20 protein-coding genes are annotated in these 24064 nt (G+C 39.3%); 2 read left to right on the top strand and 18 right to left on the bottom strand.

Annotated elements, in window-relative coordinates:
* Positions 1 to 96 precede the first annotated feature (96 nt).
* The 9 genes from rpiB to GVK91_RS17225 form a co-directional block, all read right to left on the bottom strand.
* Entirely contained in the window at positions 97 to 543 is a 447-nt protein-coding gene (rpiB, locus tag GVK91_RS17265) for a ribose 5-phosphate isomerase B (RefSeq protein WP_088160307.1), read from the bottom strand.
* A 13-nt stretch (positions 544 to 556) separates the two neighbouring features.
* Complete coding sequence (tatC, locus tag GVK91_RS17260) at positions 557 to 1417, bottom strand: twin-arginine translocase subunit TatC (RefSeq protein WP_153847210.1); 861 nt, start codon at positions 1415 to 1417, stop codon at positions 557 to 559.
* A gap of 76 nt (positions 1418 to 1493) precedes the next feature.
* Positions 1494 to 2849, bottom strand: a complete 1356-nt coding sequence (gene accC, locus GVK91_RS17255) for an acetyl-CoA carboxylase biotin carboxylase subunit (protein WP_153847209.1) — start codon at positions 2847 to 2849, stop codon at positions 1494 to 1496.
* Positions 2850 to 2922: 73 nt separating this feature from the next.
* A complete protein-coding gene (accB, locus tag GVK91_RS17250; protein WP_159730472.1) occupies positions 2923 to 3402 on the bottom strand; it encodes an acetyl-CoA carboxylase biotin carboxyl carrier protein in 480 nt (159 codons plus the stop codon).
* Positions 3403 to 3476: 74 nt separating this feature from the next.
* Complete coding sequence (locus GVK91_RS17245) at positions 3477 to 4466, bottom strand: beta-ketoacyl-ACP synthase III (protein ID WP_046672271.1); 990 nt, start codon at positions 4464 to 4466, stop codon at positions 3477 to 3479.
* A 7-nt stretch (positions 4467 to 4473) separates the two neighbouring features.
* Positions 4474 to 5412: a phosphate acyltransferase PlsX gene (gene plsX / locus GVK91_RS17240; RefSeq protein WP_159730470.1), complete on the bottom strand. Its 939-nt coding sequence runs from the start codon at positions 5410 to 5412 to the stop codon at positions 4474 to 4476.
* A gap of 106 nt (positions 5413 to 5518) precedes the next feature.
* Positions 5519 to 5710 carry a 50S ribosomal protein L32 gene (gene rpmF / locus GVK91_RS17235; RefSeq protein ID WP_046672269.1) on the bottom strand — a complete coding sequence of 64 codons (192 nt, stop codon included), beginning with the start codon at positions 5708 to 5710 and terminating at the stop codon, positions 5519 to 5521.
* A 14-nt stretch (positions 5711 to 5724) separates the two neighbouring features.
* Entirely contained in the window at positions 5725 to 6261 is a 537-nt protein-coding gene (locus GVK91_RS17230) for a DUF177 domain-containing protein (RefSeq protein WP_159730468.1), read from the bottom strand.
* A 102-nt stretch (positions 6262 to 6363) separates the two neighbouring features.
* A complete protein-coding gene (locus tag GVK91_RS17225) occupies positions 6364 to 7014 on the bottom strand; it encodes an epoxyqueuosine reductase QueH (RefSeq protein WP_153847204.1) in 651 nt (216 codons plus the stop codon).
* 179 nt (positions 7015 to 7193) lie between these two features.
* On the opposite strand from GVK91_RS17225, the gene GVK91_RS17220 reads away from it, so the two are divergent.
* Positions 7194 to 8363, top strand: a complete 1170-nt coding sequence (locus GVK91_RS17220) for a hypothetical protein (protein WP_159730466.1) — start codon at positions 7194 to 7196, stop codon at positions 8361 to 8363.
* An 8-nt stretch (positions 8364 to 8371) separates the two neighbouring features.
* Here GVK91_RS17220 and GVK91_RS17215 read toward each other — a convergent pair whose 3' ends face one another.
* The 6 genes from GVK91_RS17215 to GVK91_RS17190 form a co-directional block, all read right to left on the bottom strand.
* Positions 8372 to 9223, bottom strand: coding sequence for a transglutaminase-like domain-containing protein (locus tag GVK91_RS17215; RefSeq protein WP_317164631.1), 852 nt, complete (start codon positions 9221 to 9223; stop codon positions 8372 to 8374).
* Positions 9224 to 9320: 97 nt separating this feature from the next.
* Positions 9321 to 9980, bottom strand: coding sequence for an ABC transporter ATP-binding protein (locus GVK91_RS17210; RefSeq protein ID WP_046672265.1), 660 nt, complete (start codon positions 9978 to 9980; stop codon positions 9321 to 9323).
* Between the two features lie 101 nt (positions 9981 to 10081).
* Complete coding sequence (locus tag GVK91_RS17205) at positions 10082 to 12475, bottom strand: ABC transporter permease (protein WP_159730464.1); 2394 nt, start codon at positions 12473 to 12475, stop codon at positions 10082 to 10084.
* Between the two features lie 256 nt (positions 12476 to 12731).
* A complete protein-coding gene (locus tag GVK91_RS17200; protein ID WP_159730462.1) occupies positions 12732 to 15179 on the bottom strand; it encodes an FtsX-like permease family protein in 2448 nt (815 codons plus the stop codon).
* Between the two features lie 26 nt (positions 15180 to 15205).
* A complete protein-coding gene (locus GVK91_RS17195; protein WP_153847200.1) occupies positions 15206 to 17647 on the bottom strand; it encodes an ABC transporter permease in 2442 nt (813 codons plus the stop codon).
* Between the two features lie 205 nt (positions 17648 to 17852).
* Positions 17853 to 18077, bottom strand: coding sequence for a helix-turn-helix domain-containing protein (locus tag GVK91_RS17190; protein ID WP_153847199.1), 225 nt, complete (start codon positions 18075 to 18077; stop codon positions 17853 to 17855).
* Between the two features lie 136 nt (positions 18078 to 18213).
* Here GVK91_RS17190 and GVK91_RS17185 point away from each other — a divergent pair, with 136 nt between their 5' ends.
* Positions 18214 to 18885 (top strand): hypothetical protein, encoded by a 672-nt coding sequence (locus tag GVK91_RS17185; protein WP_153847198.1) that lies wholly within the window; start codon positions 18214 to 18216, stop codon positions 18883 to 18885.
* A 149-nt stretch (positions 18886 to 19034) separates the two neighbouring features.
* On the opposite strand, the gene GVK91_RS17180 is transcribed toward GVK91_RS17185, so the two are convergent.
* From GVK91_RS17180 to GVK91_RS17175, 3 genes are all read right to left on the bottom strand, one after another.
* Entirely contained in the window at positions 19035 to 21440 is a 2406-nt protein-coding gene (locus tag GVK91_RS17180) for an ABC transporter permease (protein WP_159730460.1), read from the bottom strand.
* A 66-nt stretch (positions 21441 to 21506) separates the two neighbouring features.
* Positions 21507 to 21641, bottom strand: coding sequence for a hypothetical protein (locus GVK91_RS27650; RefSeq protein ID WP_259255529.1), 135 nt, complete (start codon positions 21639 to 21641; stop codon positions 21507 to 21509).
* Entirely contained in the window at positions 21634 to 24039 is a 2406-nt protein-coding gene (locus tag GVK91_RS17175; protein ID WP_159730458.1) for an ABC transporter permease, read from the bottom strand. Before GVK91_RS17175 ends, GVK91_RS27650 begins: the two co-directional genes overlap by 8 nt.
* Between the last annotated feature and the right edge of the window lie 25 nt (positions 24040 to 24064).

The raw sequence follows: 24064 nt of genomic DNA, 5'->3' as shown, positions 1-24064 counted from the left end.
TCGTATAACAGGTGTCAGTATCTGCACAATATATAAAAAAAAGCGGATGAAAAGTGTAGTTTACCTTTCATCCGCTTCTTAAAAAATGTTAATTTATTAACAGCTACAAGCTATTTTGTTTACACGGTTAGCGTGACGTCCACCCTCGAATTCCGTGTTCATAAATGTGTTGACGATCTTTTTAGCAAGGTCAAGGTCAATAAAACGTGCAGGTATACATACGACGTTCGCATCATTATGCTGACGGGCTAAGGCCGAAATTTCCTCCAACCAACAGATCGCAGCACGGATATTTTGGTGTTTATTCGCTGTGATAGCAACACCATTTGCACTTCCACAAATTAAGACTCCAGCATCAGCTTCTTTGTTTTCTACCGCTGATGCAACTGGGTGTGCGAAATCTGGATAATCAACTGAATCTGGAGAATTTGTTCCAAAGTCTGTTACTTCATACCCCAGTTCATTTAGAAAACTTACCAAAGCTGTTTTGTACTCAAAACCCGCGTGGTCACTTCCAATCGCAATTTTCTTTACGCTGCTCATTTTTATTGTTATTTTATTTTTCTTGTGCTATTTTTTTTCTTTTGACATCCGCAGAAACCATGATACTGATCTCATATAATAAGAACATTGGTGCTGCAACGGTCAACATGGTGATCACATCTGCAGAAGGTGTAATGATAGCGGCTATCACTAAAATAATTACAGTTGCATAACGACGGCTGGCCCGCATAAATTCAGGGGTCATAATGCCTATTTTCGAGAGGATAAATACCAGTATTGGAAGTAGGAAAACAATCCCACAGCCCAATGTTAACGTTGATATCGTAGAAAGGTAGTTATCAATAGTAATCTGGTTGACGATTTCATCACTTAGGGATACATTTGCTAAAAAGTTGATGGATAAGGGTACAACGATGTAGTATCCGAAGAGTGCACCTAAGATAAACAATAAAGAAGCGTAAAAGACAAAACCACGTGCAGACCGTCTTTCTACATCGGTCAATGCTGGTTTTACAAATAACCAGATTTCAAAAAGAAGGTAAGGGAAGCCCATCATCAAAGCCATCAATAAACAGGAGTTTATCTGAAGCATAAATTGACCTGCTAGTTCGGTATTGATGATATTAAAGGGGATTTTCTTGACACAGAAGTCCGCTAAATTGAAAGCATCTGCGGCTTTACACATCATGCGATAGGTCCAAAAATTTAGATTCTTTGGCCCCATGATGATATCGTTGAATACGAAATCGTAGAATGTAAAGGCAATACCTGCAAAGATACAGATCGCAATTGCTGAACGGACCAAATGCCATCTCAAAACCTCAAGGTGGTCAAAAAAAGACATTTCTGCTTCTATATTCTTCCCTTTATCTTTAATAGCTTGTATTAGATCTTTCGAATTAGGTGTACTCATAAAAATTGTTTGGAAACAAAAATACCATTCTTATTGTAAAGAATGGTATTTTTTATGTATGTAAAGATAATTTTATTTAATCTTCTGCTGGATATTCCGTTAGGTCGAAAGTTTCCATAAACTTTGTTGTGAAATTGCCGGCTCTAAAGTTAGGGTCACGCATCAATCTCAAATGCAAAGGAATGGTTGTTTTGATCCCTTCAATGACGAATTCGCTCAATGCACGCTCCATAGTACAGATGGCCTCTTCACGAGTTTGTGCCACAGTGATCAATTTAGCGATCATCGAGTCATAGTTCGGCGGAATTGAATAACCAGAGTAAACATGTGTATCTACACGTACACCATGTCCGCCTGGTGAGTGGAAGTTGGTGATTTTACCTGGTGAAGGACGGAAATTGTTGAAAGGGTCCTCCGCATTGATACGACATTCAATCGCATGCATTCCTGGTTCATAGTTTTTACCAGAGATCGGAATTCCTGCGGCCACTTTTATCTGCTCTTTGATCAAATCAAAGTTGATTACTTCTTCCGTTACAGGGTGTTCGACCTGGATACGGGTATTCATTTCCATGAAATAGAAATTACGGTGTTTGTCAACCAAGAATTCGATTGTACCAGCACCTTCATAGTTTACAGCTTTAGCACCTTTGACTGCAGCTTCACCCATCTCAGCTCTCAACTCAGGAGTCATAAAAGGTGATGGAGATTCTTCGATCAATTTTTGGTGACGACGTTGTATCGAGCAGTCACGTTCAGATAGGTGACATACCGTGCCAAATTGATCGCCCACAATTTGGAATTCGATGTGACGCGGTTCTTCTACATATTTTTCAAGGTAGATGCCATCGTTACCGAAAGCAGCAGCAGATTCAACACGCGCAGAATCCCAAGCTGGTTCGAACTCTTCGTCTTTCCAAATGATTCGCATACCACGACCACCACCTCCAGCAGTTGCTTTGATGATGACTGGGTAGCCAATTTCATTCGCTAATGTAATACCTTCTTTTACACCTGAAATCAAACCTTCAGATCCCGGAACTGTAGGAACTCCAGCTTTTTTCATGGTATCCTTAGCACGGGATTTATCACCCATTTTTTCGATCTGTTCTGCAGTAGCACCAATAAATTTGATACCATATTCTGCACAGATTGCTGAAAAGCGTGCGTTTTCCGATAAGAAGCCATATCCTGGATGAATTGCATCTGCATTTGTCAATTCAGCAGCAGAAATAATATTCGGAATGTTTAAGTAAGAATCTCTACTTGGAGGAGGACCAATACAAACGGCTTCATCCGCAAATCTTACGTGTAAACTATCTCGATCAGCAGTGGAATATACTGCGACACTCTTGATACCCATTTCACGACAGGTACGGATAATGCGCAGGGCAATCTCGCCTCTATTTGCAATTAATATTTTTTTGAACATTGTCTTGAATTATGAAGTTTGCAAAAAATGTAGCCCTTTGGAGGCTACATGTATTCATTTACGTAATTGTAAATTACTTAGGCTCAACTAAGAATAATGGTTGGTCGAACTCAACAGGTTGAGCGTCTTCTACCAAAATCTTAACGATTTTACCTGAAACTTCAGATTCAATTTCGTTGAATAATTTCATTGCTTCAATGATGCATAATACAGAACCGGTATTGATATCATCACCAATATTGGCGAAAGATGGTTTACCAGGTCCAGCCGAACGGTAAAATGTACCGATCATAGGTGATTTGACTGTAATCAAGTTTGCTTCAGCACTTGCGGCAGGTGCTGCAGGGCTAGCTACTGGAGCTGGCGCCGCTGCTTGTGCAACTTGAGGAGCAGCAATTGGAGCAATAGCAGGAACAGTAGCTGTTACGTACGTAGGCTCTTGATTTGTTTTTATTGTAATTTTAAAATCTTGCTCTTCAATTGAGACTTCATTCACGCCTGATTTTGAAACGAATTTAATCAAGTCCTGAATTTGTTTGATATCCATACCCATAGTATTCTAGGTTTTGTTTGTTTCTAAAAAATTCTAACTGTCAAAAGTAATAAATTATACCATAAAATGGACAATTAATACGCCCATTTTAAATAGATGGATCCCCAAGTGAAACCACCGCCAAAAGCTGCAAGGATAAGATTATCTCCTTTTTTCAATTGAGATTCCCATTCCCATAGGCATAAAGGGATAGTACCACTGGTGGTATTTCCATATTTTTGAATGTTCACCATCACCTTTTCTTCCGGAAGACCCACACGTTCTGCAGTTGCATCAATAATACGTTTGTTGGCCTGATGAGGTACCAACCAAGCAATATCTTCTGACTTTAAGTTATTTTTGACCATAACCTCATGTGCAACATCTGCCATATTGGTTACTGCGAATTTAAACACCGTACGACCTTCTTGGTAAGCATAATGTAATCCTGCATCTACAGTTGCATGCGACGCCGGATTCAGTGAACCCCCACCTTTAATATTCAAAAACTGTCCTCCGGAACCATCGGTTTTTAAAATAGCATCTTGTATACCCATTCCTTCTTCATTTGGCTCCAACAATACACAACCACAACCATCACCAAATAGGATACAGGTATTACGGTCTTGATAATTGATTACCGAAGACATTTTATCTGCACCGATAACAAGGACTTTTTTATGTGTACCAGCAGTGATAAATTGTGTTCCCGTATTCAGACCGAACAAGAAACCTGAACAAGCAGCCTGAAGATCAAATCCCCATGCATTTGTTGCTCCGATTTTATCGGCCAGAATATTTGCAGTCGCAGGGAACAGCATATCTGGTGTGCTTGTACAAAAGATAATAAGGTCAATATCTGTAGCAGCTATACCTCTTTTTTTCAATAAACCTTGAACCGCAGGTACAGCAAGATCTGAAGTAGCAAGCCCTTCACCTTTTAAGATGCGACGCTCTTTGATTCCCGTTCTGGAAACAATCCATTCGTCGTTGGTGTCGACCATTGTTTCCAATTCTTTGTTAGTAAGGATATAATCCGGAACGTAACCATTTACAGCCGTGATTGCGGCGTGAATCTTTGACATAAATATTCTAATTGAAAATAGATCTGATGCTGTCAATGAATTTAGACTCGATCATATCTCTTGAAAATAAAACCATATTTTTAATGGCCTCAGGCGTCGAAATACCATGGCCAATAATGACAGGAGCATTAACTCCCAAGATGGGGCTTCCGCCGTACTGCTCGTAGTTGAATCGGTCGAAGAAATCATCTTTAAAACCTTTTTTCAATGTCACTACATAAAATGATTCTGCGAGTTTCAAGACGACGTTGCCTGTAAATCCATCACAGACGTAAACGTCGGCATGGTCACTGAACAGGTCACGGCCTTCTGCATTTCCGATAAAGTTAATCTTGTCGTTGGCTTTAAGTAGGGGGTAGGTAGAGGTTGTTAGGATGTTTCCTTTTTCTTCTTCTTCTCCGATATTCAATAATCCCACTTTAGGGTTGGATACATTAAACACATGTTCGGCAAAGACGCTTCCCAAGATTGCAAATTGGTTCAACATCTCTGGTTTACAGTCCGCATTAGCGCCGACGTCCAATAAGATTCCGAAGCCTGATTTTAATTTGGGAACAATGGATGCTATTGCAGGACGTAATACGCCTGGGATAGCTTTAACGCTGAACATTGAGCCCACAAGCATGGCGCCAGTATTACCAGCAGAAGCGAATGAGTCAATTTCTTTGTTTTTTAAATATTCAAATCCCTTCGCAATACTTGAGTTGGGTTTTTGAGTTATCGCTTTGGTTGGATGTTCACCCATTGCAATGACTTCTGGAGCCTCTACATATTCAAAGTCAGATGAATTTCCTCCGGCTTGATTGATTAATTGTTTAGTCTCTTCAGTTTTACCAAAAAGGACTATTCTTTGGTCTCCAGTAAGCTGTTTTTGTGCTTCAATAGCACCTGTTATCGTTGCTTTAGGAGCATAATCTCCTCCTAAAATATCTAAACCAATCTTCATCCGTTATTATTTAGTAAATCAATAATACGCAAAAAACATCCCAAAGTAAAGCAAATTTCTAAAATAGTGCTTGTCTGGGATGTTTTGGTGTTATGAAAGGTTTACCTTAGACAACAGCTGTATTTTCAATGATCAATTTACCGTTGTAGTACAAGTTTCCGTCTACAGTATACGCACGGTGAGGTAAATGAACTGCGCCAGTTTCTTTACATACTGTCAAGCTTGGAGCTTCAGCTTTATAATGTGTTCTTCTTTTGTCTCTTCTTGATTTAGAAGTTTTACGTTTTGGATGTGCCATCTCGTATTTTTGTTTTAGTTATTTTTAATATTTCTCAATGCTTCCCAACGTGGGTCGATAATTTCTTCTTCTTTTTGTTCTTCTGAATCGGGCTCGCTTGTAAATAACGCGAGCATCTCAGGATCACATTGTATGCCTTGTCCCTGCTCTTCACATTTAACGAAATAGGGAACAGCTAAATTAATGTATTCGTATAATAACTCAGCTATATCCAACTCATGGTCGCTTTTGGATAAGATTAACACCTCTTCGGTATTATCTGTCCAATCTTCATCCGTGAATTTGACTAATATTCGTTCTTGAATTGAAATCGATGACATAAACTCTTTTAAGCAGGTATCACAGGTCAATTGAATTTCGCCTTGGATATCAAAATGCAAAATCAATAGATTTTCTTGTTTTTGCAATTCAACTTCTGCTTTCAGGTTGCCATCTTTTACAATCGAATGTTCGTAGCAGTCAAAGAACTTTTTATTAATGTCAAACTCAAAATTGTGCTTTCCAGCGTTGAGCCCCGAAAAGGGAATTCTGTATTGTTTTAGATGTTTCACAATCTTGCATTTGAGCCTGCAAAGGTATGTATAAAATCATTAGGATAGAAATATTTTTTTAAATATTCCGAAGCAAAGCTTTATATACACCAGTAACAGGGCTTATTCATAATAATTTTTGCCTAACTCTATCTTTTCGCGCCCATGTGCCATACGCCATTTGTTGGTGTCACGTAGCGAATAAGCACAGCCGCAATATTCCTGCATATAGAACTTCTCCTTTTTGGAGACTTCAAGCATACGTGCAGAACCACCTTTCTTGCGCCAGTTGAATGTCCAATACTCCATCCCTTCATGGCGGGAGGCAGCACGTAAACCACAATCATTGATCTGCTCCATGTTTTTCCAGCGGGAGATACCCAGCGAACTTGAAATCACATCAAAGCCATTCGCAGCCGCATACTCAGCTGTTTTTTCAAAACGCATATCAAAACACATGGTGCAGCGAATGCCTCTTTCAGGCTCTTGCTCCATCCCTTTGGCCAAATCAAACCAATGATCAACATCGTAGTCCGCATCAATAAAAGGGATATTATGTTTTTCCGCAAATCGGATGTTCTCGTCTTTGCGTAAATCATATTCTTTGCGGGGATGAATATTGGGATTGTAAAAATAGATTGTAAAATCGATATCCGAAGCAATGAGCGCTTCCATCACTTCTCCTGAACAAGGAGCACAGCAGGAGTGTAAAAGTAATTTTTTGCCCTCTCCCGGTAATGCCAACGTCTCCCTTACAAATTCCTTATTTTCCATAATCGTATGTGCTAACAAAAAACAAGGACAATTTTAATCAAAAAGTAGCGAATTGACAAATATTTCCGTTTTACTTATGCGAGTTTGTCCTTAAAAGAATTATATAAATTCGTTTATATGCTGCATATATTAGTAGATTTGTATGTTTAACGCAATACGCTATTTTTAATAAAAAATATATGAAATTTTCGTTTCAATCCTTTGTTATTCTATTCTTTGCCAGTACACTAGGTTTTACATCATGCAAGAAACTGGATGATGAACCAAGCAATATTGGACGTGTCACGCAGATATCACGATTATATATCTCTTTCCTGGATTATGATCCGAATAATTCTTCCCTGAAGAATATGATGATTGTAGATCCGGCAGATACGAACAATTTGGATAATATCTATCAGTATCTTTCTCCGGCTAAGGGAGGGGGACCCATTCTTTTTGATGCAAGTGCCCAGGCTATTTTTCAGGCGAGTATAACGGCTCAGGATACCTTTATTCAGCGTATTCCTTTTGCAAATGATATTTATGGAATTCCAGGTAATGCAGGCGCAATTGGATACCGTGGTTTTACAAATGTTAAGGGATTGGCTTATTATACATATGCCCAGCAAAATGGTACTTCTGGATCTGCTACAATACCATTTCTATTGGCGGTTACAAATCGAGGAGTAGGCAGCTCCATGTTTTATGCTATAAGCACACCAAGCGGAAAAGTAGGATCAAAAGGTGGAGCACCAATCATTGACAAACAGATTAACCTTGGAACCATTGTTCCTAGTTCTCTGACCTTAGTGAACAATAGCACAGGTGATAATAATCAAAAAATTGTTGTTATAGGCTTTAATAATGAAGGAGCAGAAAATAAAAGTGGATTTGCTGTTTATACTAATCTAAAACAACAACTCATCGATCAGCCACGTGATACGATTGTCGGCGTAGATGGATTTAGTCCAGTATTGAAGGTATATATCAAAGGTAAGACTAAATTAGGCCCAGTGTCTTATGCGCCTAATAAGGGTTTGCTGGCCGTAACAGCGGGTAAAGAAGTCTTATTTTTCAAAGACCCTACGACTTTGTTTAGTGGAACTACAGAGAAAAATATAGACCCTGATTATGTTGTGAGTGGTGCTAATACAGGTTTGGAAGAGCCTTGGGGGATAGCCATTGATGACCGTCTCAACGAAGGGAAATTCTTTTATGTTTCTGATCTAAAGAATCGTACAATTTCGCGTTTTCCATTGACTGGCTTAAGCGACGGTAATTTAAAACCTGACATAGCGGCGAAAACCTATGGTTCTCTGAATCCAAATTATATCTTTTTGGACGGCCGGTCTACTACTAACTTTTAATGGACAGTTTAAGCAAGCAACTGGAAAAGCTCTTTGATTTCTTGTTGCTTGTTTGAACTTTCATATTCCTCGTAGGCAGACATCAGGTTTCGTAAAGCTCGTTTAATGATTGTCACATTGTCGCAGGGATAGGTAAATTCTCTATCCGGATTGAGGTTCAGTTGCTTCAAAAATGAATTTACATCGCTTTTCTGCATAACCTGCCCACGATTAAAGGCATTGATGTAAAACAGCACATTTTCATTCCCTTCTTCATCCGAATCCATATACGCCAAAACAAAATGCTTTGGTAAATTAATACCGTAGATTGGAATGTCCAATTTTTGTGCAATGATACTATAAATGCAGGATAGGGTTAAGGGATTTCCCTGTTTGGTATCGAGCACTTGACCAATATAGGAATTCTGTGGGTGATGATAATCCTTTGTATTTCCTGCTAAGCCGAAGGAGCCAAAAAGAACATGATTCATCAGGTTCACTTTTTCCAGTGGGCTCATGTCGTAATGCAAACCGCGCCATACCTCAGTTTTGAGATCCTCTATCGCTAAAACAATCTTATGGTCTTGATAAGAAGGATATTGATAATTATTGAGGATAATTAATCCTTCCAGTAGATTGAATGAGTTACTCAGGTTCCAGATCTGTAACTCGTTTTTGGTCTGATCAAATTGAATTTCATGAATGATATTCTCTAACCGCCCCTGTATTTTGGGATCGAAGCTTGATTCCCAAAATTTTTCCAAATAGGGTACAACCTCAGGACCTTGGCTTTTTAACTGGTGTTCCACTTCCTGAATAATTTGTTGGTCGGTGTCGTCCAACAGGGATATTAGCGATTTCAACTCTCTCTCATTCATCATAACGAAGTTAAAGAATTGATTCGAAATATGAACTAAAAAAATCCCTACCGTAATTGATGTACTGCGTAGGGATTATCCAGGTTAAATTGGCATACAATTATTTGAGCTGACCATCCAGCATATTGACAACTCTTTTACCGTATTCGGCATTCTTTTCAGAGTGGGTTACTTGTATAATTGTAACACCATCATCGTTGAGCTGTTTGAATAGATCCATGATTTCTTCGCCTTGTTTGGAATTTAAGTTACCCGTAGGCTCATCGGCCAGCAATAACTTGGGTGATCCCGCTAATGCACGCGCTATACCTACAATCTGTTGTTGGCCACCGGATAGCTGGGCTGGGAAGAGATCCTTCTTCCCGACAATGCCAAAGCGATCGAGCATATCGGCAACAATAGCTTTTCTTTCTTTGCTCGAAATGTCCTTATAGATCAAGGGTGTTTCAATATTTTCATATACGGTCAATTCATCCAGGAGATGGTAAGCTTGAAATACATAGCCGATGTGAGATTGGTATAGTTGCGTTCTTTTTTTCGCTTTCATTTCCAATACATTCTCGCCCATAAAGATATATTCACCTTCATCAGGTTCATCGAGCATACCGATAATATTTAATAAAGTCGATTTTCCAGACCCTGAAGGTCCCATGATGGAGATAAAATCACCTTCAGCGATATCGAGACTTACATCTTTAAGGACGAATGAGCGTGTACCACCTACGTTATACCACTTGAATAAATTTTTTAATTGTATCATTTTTTAGTATTGAGATCTTAGATATTCGTATTTAAATTTTTACTAGTAACCATATTTATTGTTCGATTCTGGGGTAAGGCCCTCTCTGCTCATATTATCTTTTATTCATCGCGCAGGCTATCTATTGGATTTGTTTTTGCGACTTTGATAGATTGGAAACTGATGGAAACCAATATGAGTATAAATATGCAAAATATTGGGATCAAAAACGACCCCCAGGACAGCTGAATGTGATAGGCGAAATTGGAAAGCCACCTATTCATGAGCAGATATGCTATTGGAAGGGCTATGCCGATCCCGATCAGAAAGAGCTTGAAAAATGGTTTGTTCAATTGAATAAAGAGCAATTGTACCGACGCTCCTAGTACTTTACGGATGCTCATTTCCTTTTTTCGTAATGCCGCCTGATATGCCGCCATACTGAACAGCCCTAAGGCCGCGATGATAACAGAAAGGCTGGTGAAACTATTAAAAGCAGTCTGCAATTCTTGCTGTTTTTTGTGCTGTAAAGCATATTGCTCATCCATAAAGGAATAATCAAGGGGCAGATCTTTTGTGGATGGATTTTTCTCCCACTCTGCTTTGACTGTTTGAATTGCCCGATCGACCATTCCTGGTTTTGTTTTGACCATGAGGGTTGTTTGCAAGCGCATGCTTCCGCATTCACTTTTAAATGAATAGATGGTCGGTTGAACTACATTTTCAAAACCATAAGCTTTACTGTCTTTGACCAGACCGACAATTTCGAAGTTGACATCACAGCCTTTAATTTTAGCCCCCATAGGGTTTTCAAGTCCTAAATTTTTGGCTGCAGATTCGTTGATAATAGCATAGTTGGCCAAGGAATCGCGAAGCAGTTGATCTATTGAAATATTGGTGTTCCCCTGTATGCTGGGGATATTTAACGTCTTGAAGTATTTAGGATCAATGCCGACATGTGCGAATGAAACAGTTTTTTGTGCATAAGAAAAATCCATTTTAGGAGGCTGTTCGCCCTCTCCTGGGATATTTGTTGCCGATGCGGTAGCTGCAATACTCGGGTCGTTTTCTAATCGACGTTTTAATTGATTGTAGGTGTCTTTATTGTAATACATACCTACACCTTTGAAATTGACAACTTGTGCAGGCTCAAACCCTTTATCCGCCTGCTGCATATAATTTAGCTGTGCTCTAATAACCAACATGCCCGAGATAAAGAGGATAGCCATACTGATCTGGAAAGTTAGCAAGGCATTTCGGAATGTTCCTTTCTTTAGTATTGAGGATAATCCGCCTTTGAGCAGATTGACGGATTTGAAGCCAGAGAGTACGATCGCTGGGTATATTGCCGATAGAATTGTTGTCAATAGTACGGCAATAGCAAGTTGGGCGATTGTCTCCGAACTCAAAATATACCCCTTAAGATCATCATTGAACCATTTTTGGAGGATATTTCCTGTGAGGGCCAAAGTAACGAAACTTAGGATTGCAGCACTGAAAGTCAGAATAAATACTTCCAGTACCAATTGCCTGACGATAGCCCAACGTGAGCTTCCCAATATTTTTTTTAGGGCAAGCTCTTTAAGTCGTTGATCCGCCTGTGCCATAATCATGTTGGCAAAATTGGCCGAAGCAAGTAAAAGAATCAAGACCGAAAGAATACCAATAATCCACGTAATGATATAAGCCGTGTTATTTCCCGTTTTTGGCCGAAGGTGAAGGTTGGCAAGTGGATCTAGGTAGATTTTTCCCTTGGCATAACTGGATGAGCGTATTTTATCTTTTGGTGCAATTTCTTTCTGGTAAAGCGCATTGATGCGATTGGTCAACTTTGTGATATCCGTACCGGGCCGAACCTGAATATAAGTTTGATACAAAAAGGGATTATTATCGGCAAAGAGATCCTGCGGTTCACGGATAAAAAGGAGATCGTAATCAATCATGGACAGACCTTGCTTTTTGATGGTGCCATAAATCGTCTCTCGCACACCTAAGGCAAGGCTTTGAGTTGGAATCGACTGGGGACTGTCAAAATTTAAGTCTTCTTTTTTGAATAGTTGTTCGGCAATATGGCTTTTGACCATGGTCGCATCCTTTTGGTCCTTGTTTTTGTAGAGCGGTCCGGTCGCATTTTCGATTTGAAAGATTCGTGCGGCTGAGGAGTCAATCAGTGCAGCATTTTTAATAAGGACTGTTTTTTCACCAAAAAGGGGATAACTTCCGTAATTATAAACTATTTTTCTACCTGCATATACAATATCAGGTAAATTCTGTTTTAGCAATGGAGCCAGAGAAGGTGAAGTTTCGTCCGTAAATGCACCTTCTGCTTCAAGGCCAATTTGGTAGATATCCTTAAAATGTGGATTCCATTTATCGTAACTCGTTTCCCGATTGATGTATTGATAGGAAAGGATAAAACCCGTAAAACCCAAGGTCAGACCAACAATATTTAAGAAAGTAAAACCTTTATTTTTTAGGAGTTTACGCCAAGCTAGTTTGAAATCATTTTTTGCCATTTTTTGGAGGATATTATGTTTAAACTAATGCGAACCAATTCACTCAATTAAAATTACAATCCCCTTGCCAGTGTCGTAATAGTTTTATTATAAATCACTTATCGTGTTTTTGTTTTGTTTTTGGATGTTCGATTTCGAACAGTTTACGTCCAGAATCGAACATCCATGCCCCTTGAGCCATTGGTTCATTGCCCACCACGCAACAGGCAAGGCAATTAACAAGGCAACAAACACCAATTTTTAAGATCTCCTGACTTTATTCATCCCTTAAACTATCGACTGGATTGGCACGGACGACTTTCCAAGTTTGATAACTAATGGTTCCAAATGCAACCAGGATTGCACTGAGACCCGCTAGAATAAAGTAGAACCAATTTATTTCTATTCGATAGTTGAAATCTCTCAACCATTGATTCATTGCCCACCACGCAACAGGTGTGGCAATGACCAAGGCTACAAACACCAATTTTATAAAGTCTCCGGAAAGTAGTCGGAGTAATCGGATGGAACTCGCGCCAAGAACCTTGCGGACACCGATTTCCTTGGTACGTTGCTGGGTCACATAGGTTGCCAGTCCGAAAAGTCCCAGAGCTGCAACAAAGATGGCTACAAAAGCAAAGCAGCTGAAGATATTTTTCGTCCGTTGGACATCTTGATAAAGGGAAGCAAAGCCCTCATCCAAAAAGCTGTAATTGATTTTTTGATCAGGCGCAAATTTATTCCATACCATATTTATCTCATCCAAAGTTTTAGCCATATCGGTTGACTTGGTCTTGATCGAAAACATGGAAGGACTATTGGCTAGTGTCATACAAACGGGATAGTAGCCCTCATCTTTCATCGATTCAAAGATAAAATCGTCGACGACGCCGATAATGGTCCACGTCATGCCATTAGTAATTTGTGCCCCAATCGGATTTCCCTTGATGCCTAGATCAGCAAGCATTCTTTTGTTAACAATAGCGCCAGTACTATCCGAAGTGATATGTGGATCAAAGTTTCGGCCTGCTATAAGTTTTAGTCCAAATGTAGTGAGGTAGCTTTCGTCGATATTCCAGAATTGCCCACCTTCTCCCAATTCAAGATCTTCTTTTCCTTTGGCCCAAAAAAGATTCCCATTTCTTTTTGCACCATCCAATTGAACCGGTAAGTAGTCGCCGATGGAGACATCACGAACTGTTGGAATGGCTTTCAATTCATTTTTTAATTCTTTTGCCCGAGAGGCAATACCTGTTACACCACGAAGTACAATGACCTGATCTTTATCAAAGCCAATGTCTTTATTAAGCATAAAACTGATTTGCTGATTTGCAATGAGTGCACTGATGATCAGTATAATAGATGTTGCAAACTGGAAAATAACCAGTCCATTACGTAGCAACGAAGATTTAGGATTAGCAACCGATTTACTTTTTAATGCGTTGATAGGTTGAAATCCTGATAAATAGAACGCTGGGTATAAGCCAGCAAGGATACCGATGAACAACATGCTCAAAATCAGCGAAGGAACAAAGTACCACACTGTCCACGGTATAAACAGCGCTTTGTTGGCTAGATTGTTAAATAGCGGTAATAACAGGAAGGCTAATAATAACCCTATAAGGAGTGAAATAAGACTGTAACATATCGCTTCGGTCATAAATTGGATAATCAGTGTCCGTCGATTTGATCCAATGGTTTTTCGAATCCCGATTTCTTTGGCTCGCGTTGCTGCATTCGCCGTTGATAGGTTGATGAAGTTTATACAGGCAATCAATAATATAAAAAATGCAATGCCCGCAAATATCCAGACCATCTTAATGTCGCCTTGATATTGTGTCGCCATTCCATATTCCGAAATATTCTTCGAGTGCAGGTGCATATCAAGCGCGTTTTGAAGCAATACGGTTGATTGCATCATTTCGGGTGATATTTTCATTCCATTTTTTTTGTTGAGCAAAATATAATGGTCCTGAATATAGTTTTTTGAAATGCTACGCTGTGCGTTGGCAATATCTGTATTCTCCTTCAGTTTTACATAGGTAATGTAATTTGTCGCGCCCCAATTGTTTTGTTCACCCGGATAAAATGGTTCCCCTGCTAGGGATATAAAATAATCATAACCATAAAGACTGGAATTGTTTGGAACATCATCGATCACAGCCGTTATGTTGTATAAAACATTTTTATTATTGTTCAAATAGATGGTTTGTCCTACGGCATTTCCTTTGAAATATTTCTGAGCCCTACTTTTGGTAATGACTATCGCATTGGGTTTGTCCAGCGCATGTGATAACTGTCCTTGTACGACCGGAAGCGGAAATATTTCCAAAATGGACTGATCAATATAAACAAAACCTTTATCAAGGTAGTTCTCCGCACGGCCATTTACAGTAAACAAATTGCTTCCGGCACCAAATAAGGTATTGGGTAAAATGCGACCGGCTAACTCAACACTTGGGATTTCCTCTTGCAAGGTTTTAGCTGCTGGGGCAGGAAAGGAAAAGGTTTGCCTTACTTTATCTCCATCGGGTGCTGAAACGATAAGACGGAAAACACGGTCCATGTTGGGATACATTTTATCATAACTCGTTTCATGTCGAATGTACAGCATAATAAGAATGCAAATGGCAATGCTAAAAGCGAACCCGCCGATCTTGATGATCGAGTAAAGCTTATTGTTGACCATATTTCGCCAAGCGATCTTTAAATTATTTCCTATCATAATAAAAGTCTTTTACGGTTTTGTATTTATTCATCACGCAGGCTATCCACAGGATTGGTGCGAATGGCTTTCCATGTCTGATAGCTGATTGTGCCTAAAGCAATTAAAATGGCACTCATTCCCGCAAGAATGAAGTATAGCCAATTTATTTCGATTCGATAGTTAAAATCTGTAAGCCATTGGTTCATTGCCCACCACGCAACTGGTGTGGCAATGACCAAGGCTACAAACACCAATTTTATAAAATCTCCAGACAATAATCGGAGTAATCTAATCGCATTGGCTCCAAGTACCTTACGTACGCCAATTTCTTTGGTCCGTTGTTGTGTCACATAAGTTGCGAGACCGAAAAGCCCGAGTGCAGCAACAAAAATGGCAACAAGAGCAAAACAAGTGAATATATTCTTGGTCCGTTCCACGTCTTGATAAAGGGCCTCAAAACCTTCGTCCAAAAAGCTGTAGTTAATTTGTTGATTTGGGGCAAATTTGTCCCATACTCCTGTGATATCAGCGAGCGTCTCTTTGAGATGTTGCGGTTTTACCTTAATAGAGAGAAGGGAAGGATTGCCTTGTAATGTCATACAAAGCCCTGCGTACCCCTTATCCTTTAGCGACTCAAAAATAAAATCATCTACTACGCCAATGACCGTCCATGTATTGCCATTGGTGATTTTTGCTCCAATGGGATTCTTTAAGTGAAGTTCGTCGGCCAATTTTTGATTGATAATAGCCGAACTGCTATCGGTGGCTCTGGTAGGATCAAAATTTCGTCCTTTATTTAAATGAAGACCGAATGTGCTCAGGTAATCCTGATCGATTTCCCAAAATTGGCCCTGTGTAGCCATATCAAGATCTTTTCTGCCATCGACCCAGAACGGATTGCCATTTCGTTTGGCACCATCGATGGGGACTGGAAGAAAATCACCCATGGAAACTGAAGCAACATTGGGGAGGCTCTTTAGTTCATTTTTTAAACTTGGAAGCTGTTTCGATAATGTTCCAATACCGCGAAGCACAACGACTTGTTCCTTGTCAAATCCCAGATCTTTGTCCAATATGTAGTTTATCTGTTTATTGGTCACCAATGCTCCAACGATAAGGATAATTGAGGTTGCGAATTGAAAGACAACCAAACTATTCCTAAAGAGCGAAGATTTAGCGCCAATGACATTGTTTTTCAGTGCGGTGATTGGTTTAAATTTGGATAGATACAGTGCTGGATAGATCCCGGCAAGGCCACCGATCACCAATATAGCCACCAAAAGAGAAGGAAAGAAGTACGCTGCTATCCAAGGAATGGTTAAGGATTTGTTGGCTAGATGGTTGAATACGGGTAGTAGTAGCCAGCTAAGAAAGAGCCCAATAATCAGTGACAATACACTATAACAAATTGCTTCAACAAGAAATTGTCCAACAAGCAGCTTCCTGGAGGAGCCAATAGTCTTACGGATACCAATTTCTTTTGCTCTCGTTGCTGCATTTGCTGTCGATAAGTTGATGAAGTTAATACAGGCAATGAACAAAATAAATAAAGCTATTGTTGCGAAGGTCCAAACCATGCGAATATCCCCTCTGTTCAATGTACTAACTTTATCGTCGCTTATATCCGCAGATTTTAAATGCATGTCGAGTGCATTCTGTAAAGTTATTTTTGCCTGCTTGAAAAGCGGATTAAGTTTACGTCCTGATTTTAGATATTCAGGGAGATAATGTATCTCTAAGTAATTCTTTGAAATTTCTTTTTCTGCCAGTGCAACATTTACGTTGGGTTTTAATTTGACATAAACGGTATAATTGTTATTGAGCCAAGCAGTCTGTTCGCCTTGATAAAAAGGTTCTCCAGCGAGCGACATAAAAAAACTATAACCGGCAAGGGTCGAATTGTTGGGCATATCTTCAATGACCCCGGTGATGGTATACGCCTTAGATTTATTGTTGTTGAGATAGATCGTTTGTCCAATTGGATCATTTTTAAAGTATTTTTCGGCTTTGCTTCTGGTGATAACCAATGTGTTGGGCTTGTCGAGTGCATGGGACAGCTGGCCCGAAACCATTGGCATAGGAAACATGTCGAGAATGGACTGGTCGACATAGACAAATCCATCATCGTAATGGCTATCAGGGCTGTTATTTAATGACAATTGGTTGCTGCCCGCACCGAATAACGGATTGGGTAGGATGCGCCCCGTTTGCTCAATGGACGGTATTTCTGCTTTTAGGGTTGGCGCTACCGGTGCAGAAAGTGAAACCCAGCGCTCGGTTTTATTCTCAATAGGTAACTGAACAACCAAGCGGTAAATTCTATCCATAGCCGGATAAAACTTATTATAGCTTGTCTCATGTTTTATATATAAAACAATAAGAATACAGATCGCAATACTAAAGGCAAAGCCACCAATCTTGATGAATGAATATAGCTTGTTTTTTGCCATATTCCGCCAAGCTATTTTGAGATTATTTCCTATCATAGCAGAATTTTTTTAGCGCCTGAATGACTGGTAGTTATAATCAAAACAGACGTTTAAGCTGAAATCAATTGCGTTGCCATTTTGTTAATATGTTGATAACTAGTTTGTTGGTTTAAATTTGAAACGCCAGTCTGTACGATATCGAACAGTTTGGCGTTCAGTATCGCACAGACGTTCTAGGCGCTGGCGTTAAATAGAGAATTGCTTAATCTTCAATATCTTTCAGCTGGAGATGATCACATAGTTCGAACATCATTTTAGCTGGATCAGTATCAATAGCCAATGCGATCAGGTACATTTCATCCAAACGCAATTTAGCCGTTTCGGTCATCGTTAACTCATTGATTCTCGCCTTACTTAAACCTGTTTTGCGTGCAATTCGCGATTTATTAACGGATTTCTTCTCTAAAAATTCACCTAGTTTTGTCATAGTTATGATTTAGTATGCTCTTGTTTTGTATAGATAAATATACAAAATGTTATTTTTATTTATACATATGTTTTTATTTTTAGAATATTTTCTATTCTTTTGTATTGAATAACTATACAAGTAAATTGAGCATATTATGAAAAAGAAAAGTAACCAACACTTAACTAAGCTTTGTAAGAGAAAATGTGATGAAATAGAAATCTTAATATTTTATAGTATGCTTTTGCAGCGTGTCTCACTCGGTCTATCTCCACAAGAAGTTTCTTTTTTAATGGGGAAACCATTGGATTTTATGAGCAAGATTGAGTCTTTCAAAATTAAAACGATTCTTGCTATTGATTACTATATATTTTGTCGTGTGTTGAATGTGAGTAGTACGAATTCCATAATGCTGCCAGGTATGGACATAAACTTACAGAAACATACTTACGAACTCGAAGTGACAACGCTCAATGATCGTGTTGTTTATTTGTTAAGCCGACTGGATGTTGAAGAGGGGCAACGGATAATAGAGTTCAAGTTGATAGATGCTCGTCATGATATTGATCCTTATGAAGACGCTACAAAGTTAACTGTCGAAAAAATTAATAATTTGATAACTGCGGAAATAAATGAAGGATATTTTAGTGTAGATAGAAGCCCTTCCGAAATACATAAACGCTGTTGTGAAAAGCTTGACAAATATATCCAACCTAAAAACCTGATGAAGATACTTGAAGATTTGCTCAATCGGTCTGATGAGCTTAAACTTATTCGGAAAGAATCAAAATATGGATTTGTTTATCTATCGAAAAGCTATGGTGGTTAAAGGAATAAGGAGTTACTCTTCCAGTAGCTGTTCGCAACGAATAGCTACTGGAAGAGTATAAAGATACTGAGCCGTAGGGAACCAATTATAAACTACTACACCCAATTCAGCTTGATAATAATTTTCGCACACCCTACGGCTTATTTTTCTTATTCATCTCTTAATTTTTCAACTGGATTAAACCGAGTTGATCGAAATACAATAATGCCAACCAATAAACTCAGCAAACCAATCAACGTCCCCAATGGTAACAAGTAGGTAAATGCATTGATTTCTACTCGGATAATGTAATTTTGTAGCCAGTATTGCATCAATAGATAGCTCAGTGGAACTGTCGTAAATGCAGCAAATAGGAAGATTCCGTAGTACTCTTTTGAAAAGAGCAACATCAAATGTGCTAGTGAAGCCCCAAGTACTTTACGAATGCCAACTTCTTTATTGCGCAGATGGATGGAAAGCGATATTAATCCGGTAAGTCCCAATGCCACGATCAGTAGTGAAACAACCGTAGCAATCTGGGAAGCGCGATGCAGCTGCAACTCAGTTTCATATAAACTTTTGATACGTTCATCCATAAACTGATACTCGAACGGTGCATCAGGTAGCAACGTTTTCCATTTTTTTTCTAGTTGTTGTACTGCATTGGAAAGAGAGCCTTTTTGTAAGCGAATACTGAGGTATCGGTATTGAAGGCTCTCATGTACATCTATCCAGATAATAGGCGGGGATGCCTGATGAAGTGTGTTGGCTACAAAATTTTCAGCAACGCCCACAATAGTCATTTTGTAACTAGGATCATTGATTGCTATTTGCTGACCAATAGCCTGCTCGGCATTTTTAAAGCCAAAATCATCCATAGCTTTCCTGTTGATGACAACTGGTCTATTATCCGCATGAGTAGCATAGTTTTTAGGAAGAAAAGTTCCGGCAATTAGCGGTATCTCATAGGTTCCCAAAAAGTGACTATCACTTGTAATCCGTTGTACCTGGATTTCTTTGTTTTCAATCGTACCGAATGCAGATTGCATATTGAATCCCAGTAATCCAGGTGTTTCATAAGATAAGCTTACAGATTTTACTTCTGGTTGCTGGCTGAGTTCATGTTGTAAAGTCTCCATTTTGCGAACACCATTTTCGGACCAATCTCTAGGTACTTGAACGGTTAATAAGTAGTCCTTGTTGTAACCTAGATTGCTATGGAGAAATAGGTCCACTTGTTTGGAAATAATTAGTGTGCAGGCCAGCAGGAGCAAGGCTACCCCAAATTGAAAAAACAAAAGAATTTTTCGTACCAGCTGTTTGCCTCCCAACGTCGAAAACTGATTTTTGACTGCAGGAAGTACCGCTATATTGGAAAGCTTAATTGCTGGATATAGACCCGCCAGTAAACCAATTAATAACGTCATTATACCCAATAGACCAAAAAAATAAATCGGCAATTCCATCAACGTAGGCAGCTTGCGCATCAGGATATGTTCGAAAATTGGACTTGTGACGATATAGATTGGCAGACTGATTAATGTTGCTATGGCCACGATCAGGATATATTCGGTCATCAGTTGTCTAATAAGCTGCACTCGAGATGATCCCATCATCTTGCGAACACCGATTTCCTTTAATCGGGTAATGTGCTGAGCGATACTAAAATTGATGAAATTGATGATAGCCATGATCAAGATAAAAATGGCAGTCCAAATCAACGTCTGTATCATTTTACGGACAGCCCCTTGATTGTCATCCAAATAATAAGTTTTCAATGGTTTTAGATTGGGGCTATATTGACTGGAAAATTCTTTATCGGTATTTTTTCTTACCAGCGTTTCGATGGCGGCATCTACTCGTTCCAAGCTTACACCTGGTTTCAATTCAATATAACCCGCAATATAAGGGTTATTCCAATTGTCGATAGATCGGCCAAAGAATTGCTCGTTGATGATCGGTAAAAATATGTCTGCATGCATATTTTTTGTGAGATCCATAATGGCATTTTGGACATCGGATTTGATGATTGCTGTAATTTCAAAATCGTGTTTTTCACCCTTGAAATTTTTTATTTGTAGCGATTTTCCAAGTACATCCACATGGCCGAAATATTTTATGGCGGCTTTGTCACTGATGACAACTGAAAAGGGATTATTCAAAGCCGTATTGGCATTGCCCGCTAAAATATGGAATCCGAACATCGTCAATAGACTAGGATCTCCGAGAGACATCCCTTCCTCATGAATTGTCGCACCGTTTGCTACGATACCTGTCAATCCATCAATCCGATAATAATTAGAGACCAGATTGGGATACTCCTCATGTAAGGCTTTGGGGAGCGCCCCTAGTGTGGTTAAATTAATACCAAATCCTTCTTTCTTATAGTTGCTTTGCAACAAAAATTGCCGATCAATATTTTTGATATTGCTATTCACTTGATGTACATCCCATACATAGGCGCCTACAAGTAGTAGAAAAGTAATACCGCAGGTCAATCCAATTAGATTGATCAGATTTTGCACTTTTTTCTTTCCGATATTTCGCCAAGCAATTTTGAAGTTTGTAAAGTTCATTGTCTTATACTAAGAATTTATTCCGGTCGTGGAGCTGCTGATAGCTTGTATGCTCCACTTATAAAATTAAAAATACAAATGTTTAGCCAAGTAATTATCCTGTTGATCATTAACGTATTGCCTTCCTGATTCTTTTACTTGCTGTTCGATATCGGACAGTGCTTTGTCCACAGCTGAACAGACAAGTTTATTTTTATTCATCACGTAGACTGTCAACAGGCTTTGTTAGAGCCGCTCGTATCGCTTGTGAACTTACAGTAATTAAAGCAATAAAAACGGCTAGCGCTCCTGCTAGCACAAACATCCACCATTGCATCTCAATACGGTACGCAAAATTCTCTAACCATTTGTGCATCATCCACCAAGCTAGGGGAGAAGAAACGATAATGGCAATTAGAACGAGTTTGACGAACTCAGTGGAAAGCATGCGTGTGATGTCGGGAACTGTAGCTCCAACAACTTTCCGGATCCCTATTTCTTTTCTGCGTTGATTGGCGGTGAAAATAGCCAAGCCGAATAAACCAAGGCAGGCCACAAAAATAGTCAGTCCCGCAAACATGCTCAGTAATTTACCTGTTTTCACTTCTGCTTGGTAGGTTTGTGCGTATCGGTCATCCAAAAAGGAATAGCTGAATGGAATGTCTGTTGGAAAGGAACGATAGAGAGACGCTAATTTTTGAATGAGCTTCTCCATATCGGCTGTTTGGGTTTTGAGAATCAAACTCCCGGCTTGATCGCTAAGAACCATCACAAGCGGAGAGATCTGCTCATGTAAAGAGCGAAAATGGAAATCCTTAACGACACCAATAACACGATAGCTTTTGTTGTCTTTATTGGTCAATATTTTGCCAAGGCTATGATCGTTCCAACCTAGATCTTTTGCTGCAGTTTCATTGATGATGACAGAAAGGCTGTCATTACCAAATGTTTTTGCGAAATTTCGTCCTTCTTTAAGCTGCATACCCATAACCGGAATATATTCTTCATCTATATCGTAACGAATCGTTTTGACCCATTGATCAGTATTGCCATCTGGATAGATGAAAAAATTGTTGTTGTTACTTTCTCCAGCAGGGAGATAGGACGAATGAGAGACATGCTTGATTCTGCTATCTTGCATCAATAAATTATAATATGTCTTTTCGTTTTTCCCCAAAGGCCAGCTCTGTATAATAAGGACATTATCCTTGTTATATCCAAGTTTAATATGACGCATATAATCCAGCTGCTGAACAACCACCACGGTTCCAAAGATAAGTCCGACGGAAATGATGAATTGAAATACAACAAGCCCACTGCGTAAATTAAGGCCTTTAGTCGAACGACTTATTTTCCCTTTTAATACACGGAGCGGATTAAATGAGGATAGATATAACGCGGGATAGCTGCTGGAAAATAGACCGACGACTAAACCAAAAGTCAGCAGGAAGGGGATAATTTTAAAAGCGTCAAGTTTTTGAATTTCAATATCTTTGCCTGAAATCTGATTAAATAGAGGGAGGGCAAGTAAAACAATTCCCAAAGCTATTCCCAAGGAAATATAAGTCAGGAGGACGCCCTCCAGCATAAATTGTCGCATCAGGTTTTGTTTGTCGGCACCCAATACTTTTCGTACACCTACTTCTTTACACCGCCTAAAGCCACTGGCTGTAGATAGATTCATGAAATTAATTGTGGCAATCAATAGCATAAAGAGTGCAATAGCACTAAAAATATAAACATAACGTATATCCCCCGGAGCGCTGAGGTCGTAGTTGAAATTCGAATATAGATGGATATCTGTGAGCGGCTGTAGGTAAAGACCGATCTTATTTCCCGTTTTCTTGTATTCTTGGTAACTCATGCCAAAACCTGCCATAAATTGTGTGGCAACATGTTTGTCGAATAGAGTGGCTAAGTTTTTTTCGAGCTTTTCACGTGAAGCATTCTTCGAAAGCAGCGCATAAGTATAATATTCGGAAGTCATCCACGAATCTGATCGTGAATCTTCCAGTGCATCCAAAGAGGTAAATACATCAAAATGAAAATGAGAGTTTTTAGGGACATCTTTGATTACTCCAGTGATTTTGAGGATATTTGGACTGTCTTTGATGATGAGGTCTCGACCGACAACATCTTTTGTGCCGAAGTATTTTAAGGCGGTGGATTCGGAAATCACTGCAGAATTTGGGGAAGAAATAGCTGTAGACAAATTCCCTTTAATAAAAGGGAGCGTGAAAATTTTGAAGAAAGAAGCATCCACGAAAGCCATTTTTTCTTCGTGAAACACTTTATTATTGACGACAAATAGAGGTGATCCACCGATTCTTAGTCGTGCAGTTTCTTCAACTTCGGGCAGCTCTGACTTCATAGTCGAAGCTACAGGTGGCATCACATGTGCCTCATTGATCGTTCCGCCCTTTACAGTTCCTCTGAAAACAACACGTACAATACGGTCTGCATGCTCGTTGTAACGATCAAAACTAAATTCATCGGTCACATATAAGCTGATCAGAAGGCAGGTTGCAATTCCCATGGCCAATCCAACGATGTTGATAAACGAAGTGGAGAAATTGCGGGTTAAATTTCTCCATGCTATTTTTAAATTATTCTTGATCATATTGAGGCCCCTTTATTACTATAAA

This window comes from Sphingobacterium sp. 18053 (assembly GCF_902706145.1).
In the GTDB taxonomy this organism is placed as follows: domain Bacteria; phylum Bacteroidota; class Bacteroidia; order Sphingobacteriales; family Sphingobacteriaceae; genus Sphingobacterium; species Sphingobacterium paramultivorum.
Note: the sequence above shows the minus strand (reverse complement) of the source record. Positions and strands in the feature narration are given on the sequence as shown.

Bases quoted from the DNA above. Each gene is read 5' to 3' on its own strand.
- rpiB (WP_088160307.1), bottom strand. From the start codon at position 543: ATGAGCAGCGTAAAGAAAATTGCGATTGGAAGTGACCACGCGGGTTTT.
- tatC (WP_153847210.1), bottom strand. From the start codon at position 1,417: ATGAGTACACCTAATTCGAAAGATCTAATACAAGCTATTAAAGATAAA.
- accC (WP_153847209.1), bottom strand. From the start codon at position 2,849: ATGTTCAAAAAAATATTAATTGCAAATAGAGGCGAGATTGCCCTGCGC.
- accB (WP_159730472.1), bottom strand. From the start codon at position 3,402: ATGGGTATGGATATCAAACAAATTCAGGACTTGATTAAATTCGTTTCA.
- GVK91_RS17245 (WP_046672271.1), bottom strand. From the start codon at position 4,466: ATGTCAAAGATTCACGCCGCAATCACGGCTGTAAATGGTTACGTTCCG.
- plsX (WP_159730470.1), bottom strand. From the start codon at position 5,412: ATGAAGATTGGTTTAGATATTTTAGGAGGAGATTATGCTCCTAAAGCA.
- rpmF (WP_046672269.1), bottom strand. From the start codon at position 5,710: ATGGCACATCCAAAACGTAAAACTTCTAAATCAAGAAGAGACAAAAGA.
- GVK91_RS17225 (WP_153847204.1), bottom strand. From the start codon at position 7,014: ATGGAAAATAAGGAATTTGTAAGGGAGACGTTGGCATTACCGGGAGAG.
- GVK91_RS17220 (WP_159730466.1), top strand. From the start codon at position 7,194: ATGAAATTTTCGTTTCAATCCTTTGTTATTCTATTCTTTGCCAGTACA.
- GVK91_RS17215 (WP_317164631.1), bottom strand. From the start codon at position 9,223: ATGATGAATGAGAGAGAGTTGAAATCGCTAATATCCCTGTTGGACGAC.
- GVK91_RS17210 (WP_046672265.1), bottom strand. From the start codon at position 9,980: ATGATACAATTAAAAAATTTATTCAAGTGGTATAACGTAGGTGGTACA.
- GVK91_RS17205 (WP_159730464.1), bottom strand. From the start codon at position 12,475: ATGGCAAAAAATGATTTCAAACTAGCTTGGCGTAAACTCCTAAAAAAT.
- GVK91_RS17200 (WP_159730462.1), bottom strand. From the start codon at position 15,179: ATGATAGGAAATAATTTAAAGATCGCTTGGCGAAATATGGTCAACAAT.
- GVK91_RS17195 (WP_153847200.1), bottom strand. From the start codon at position 17,647: ATGATAGGAAATAATCTCAAAATAGCTTGGCGGAATATGGCAAAAAAC.
- GVK91_RS17190 (WP_153847199.1), bottom strand. From the start codon at position 18,077: ATGACAAAACTAGGTGAATTTTTAGAGAAGAAATCCGTTAATAAATCG.
- GVK91_RS17185 (WP_153847198.1), top strand. From the start codon at position 18,214: ATGAAAAAGAAAAGTAACCAACACTTAACTAAGCTTTGTAAGAGAAAA.
- GVK91_RS17180 (WP_159730460.1), bottom strand. From the start codon at position 21,440: ATGAACTTTACAAACTTCAAAATTGCTTGGCGAAATATCGGAAAGAAA.
- GVK91_RS27650 (WP_259255529.1), bottom strand. From the start codon at position 21,641: ATGAATAAAAATAAACTTGTCTGTTCAGCTGTGGACAAAGCACTGTCC.
- GVK91_RS17175 (WP_159730458.1), bottom strand. From the start codon at position 24,039: ATGATCAAGAATAATTTAAAAATAGCATGGAGAAATTTAACCCGCAAT.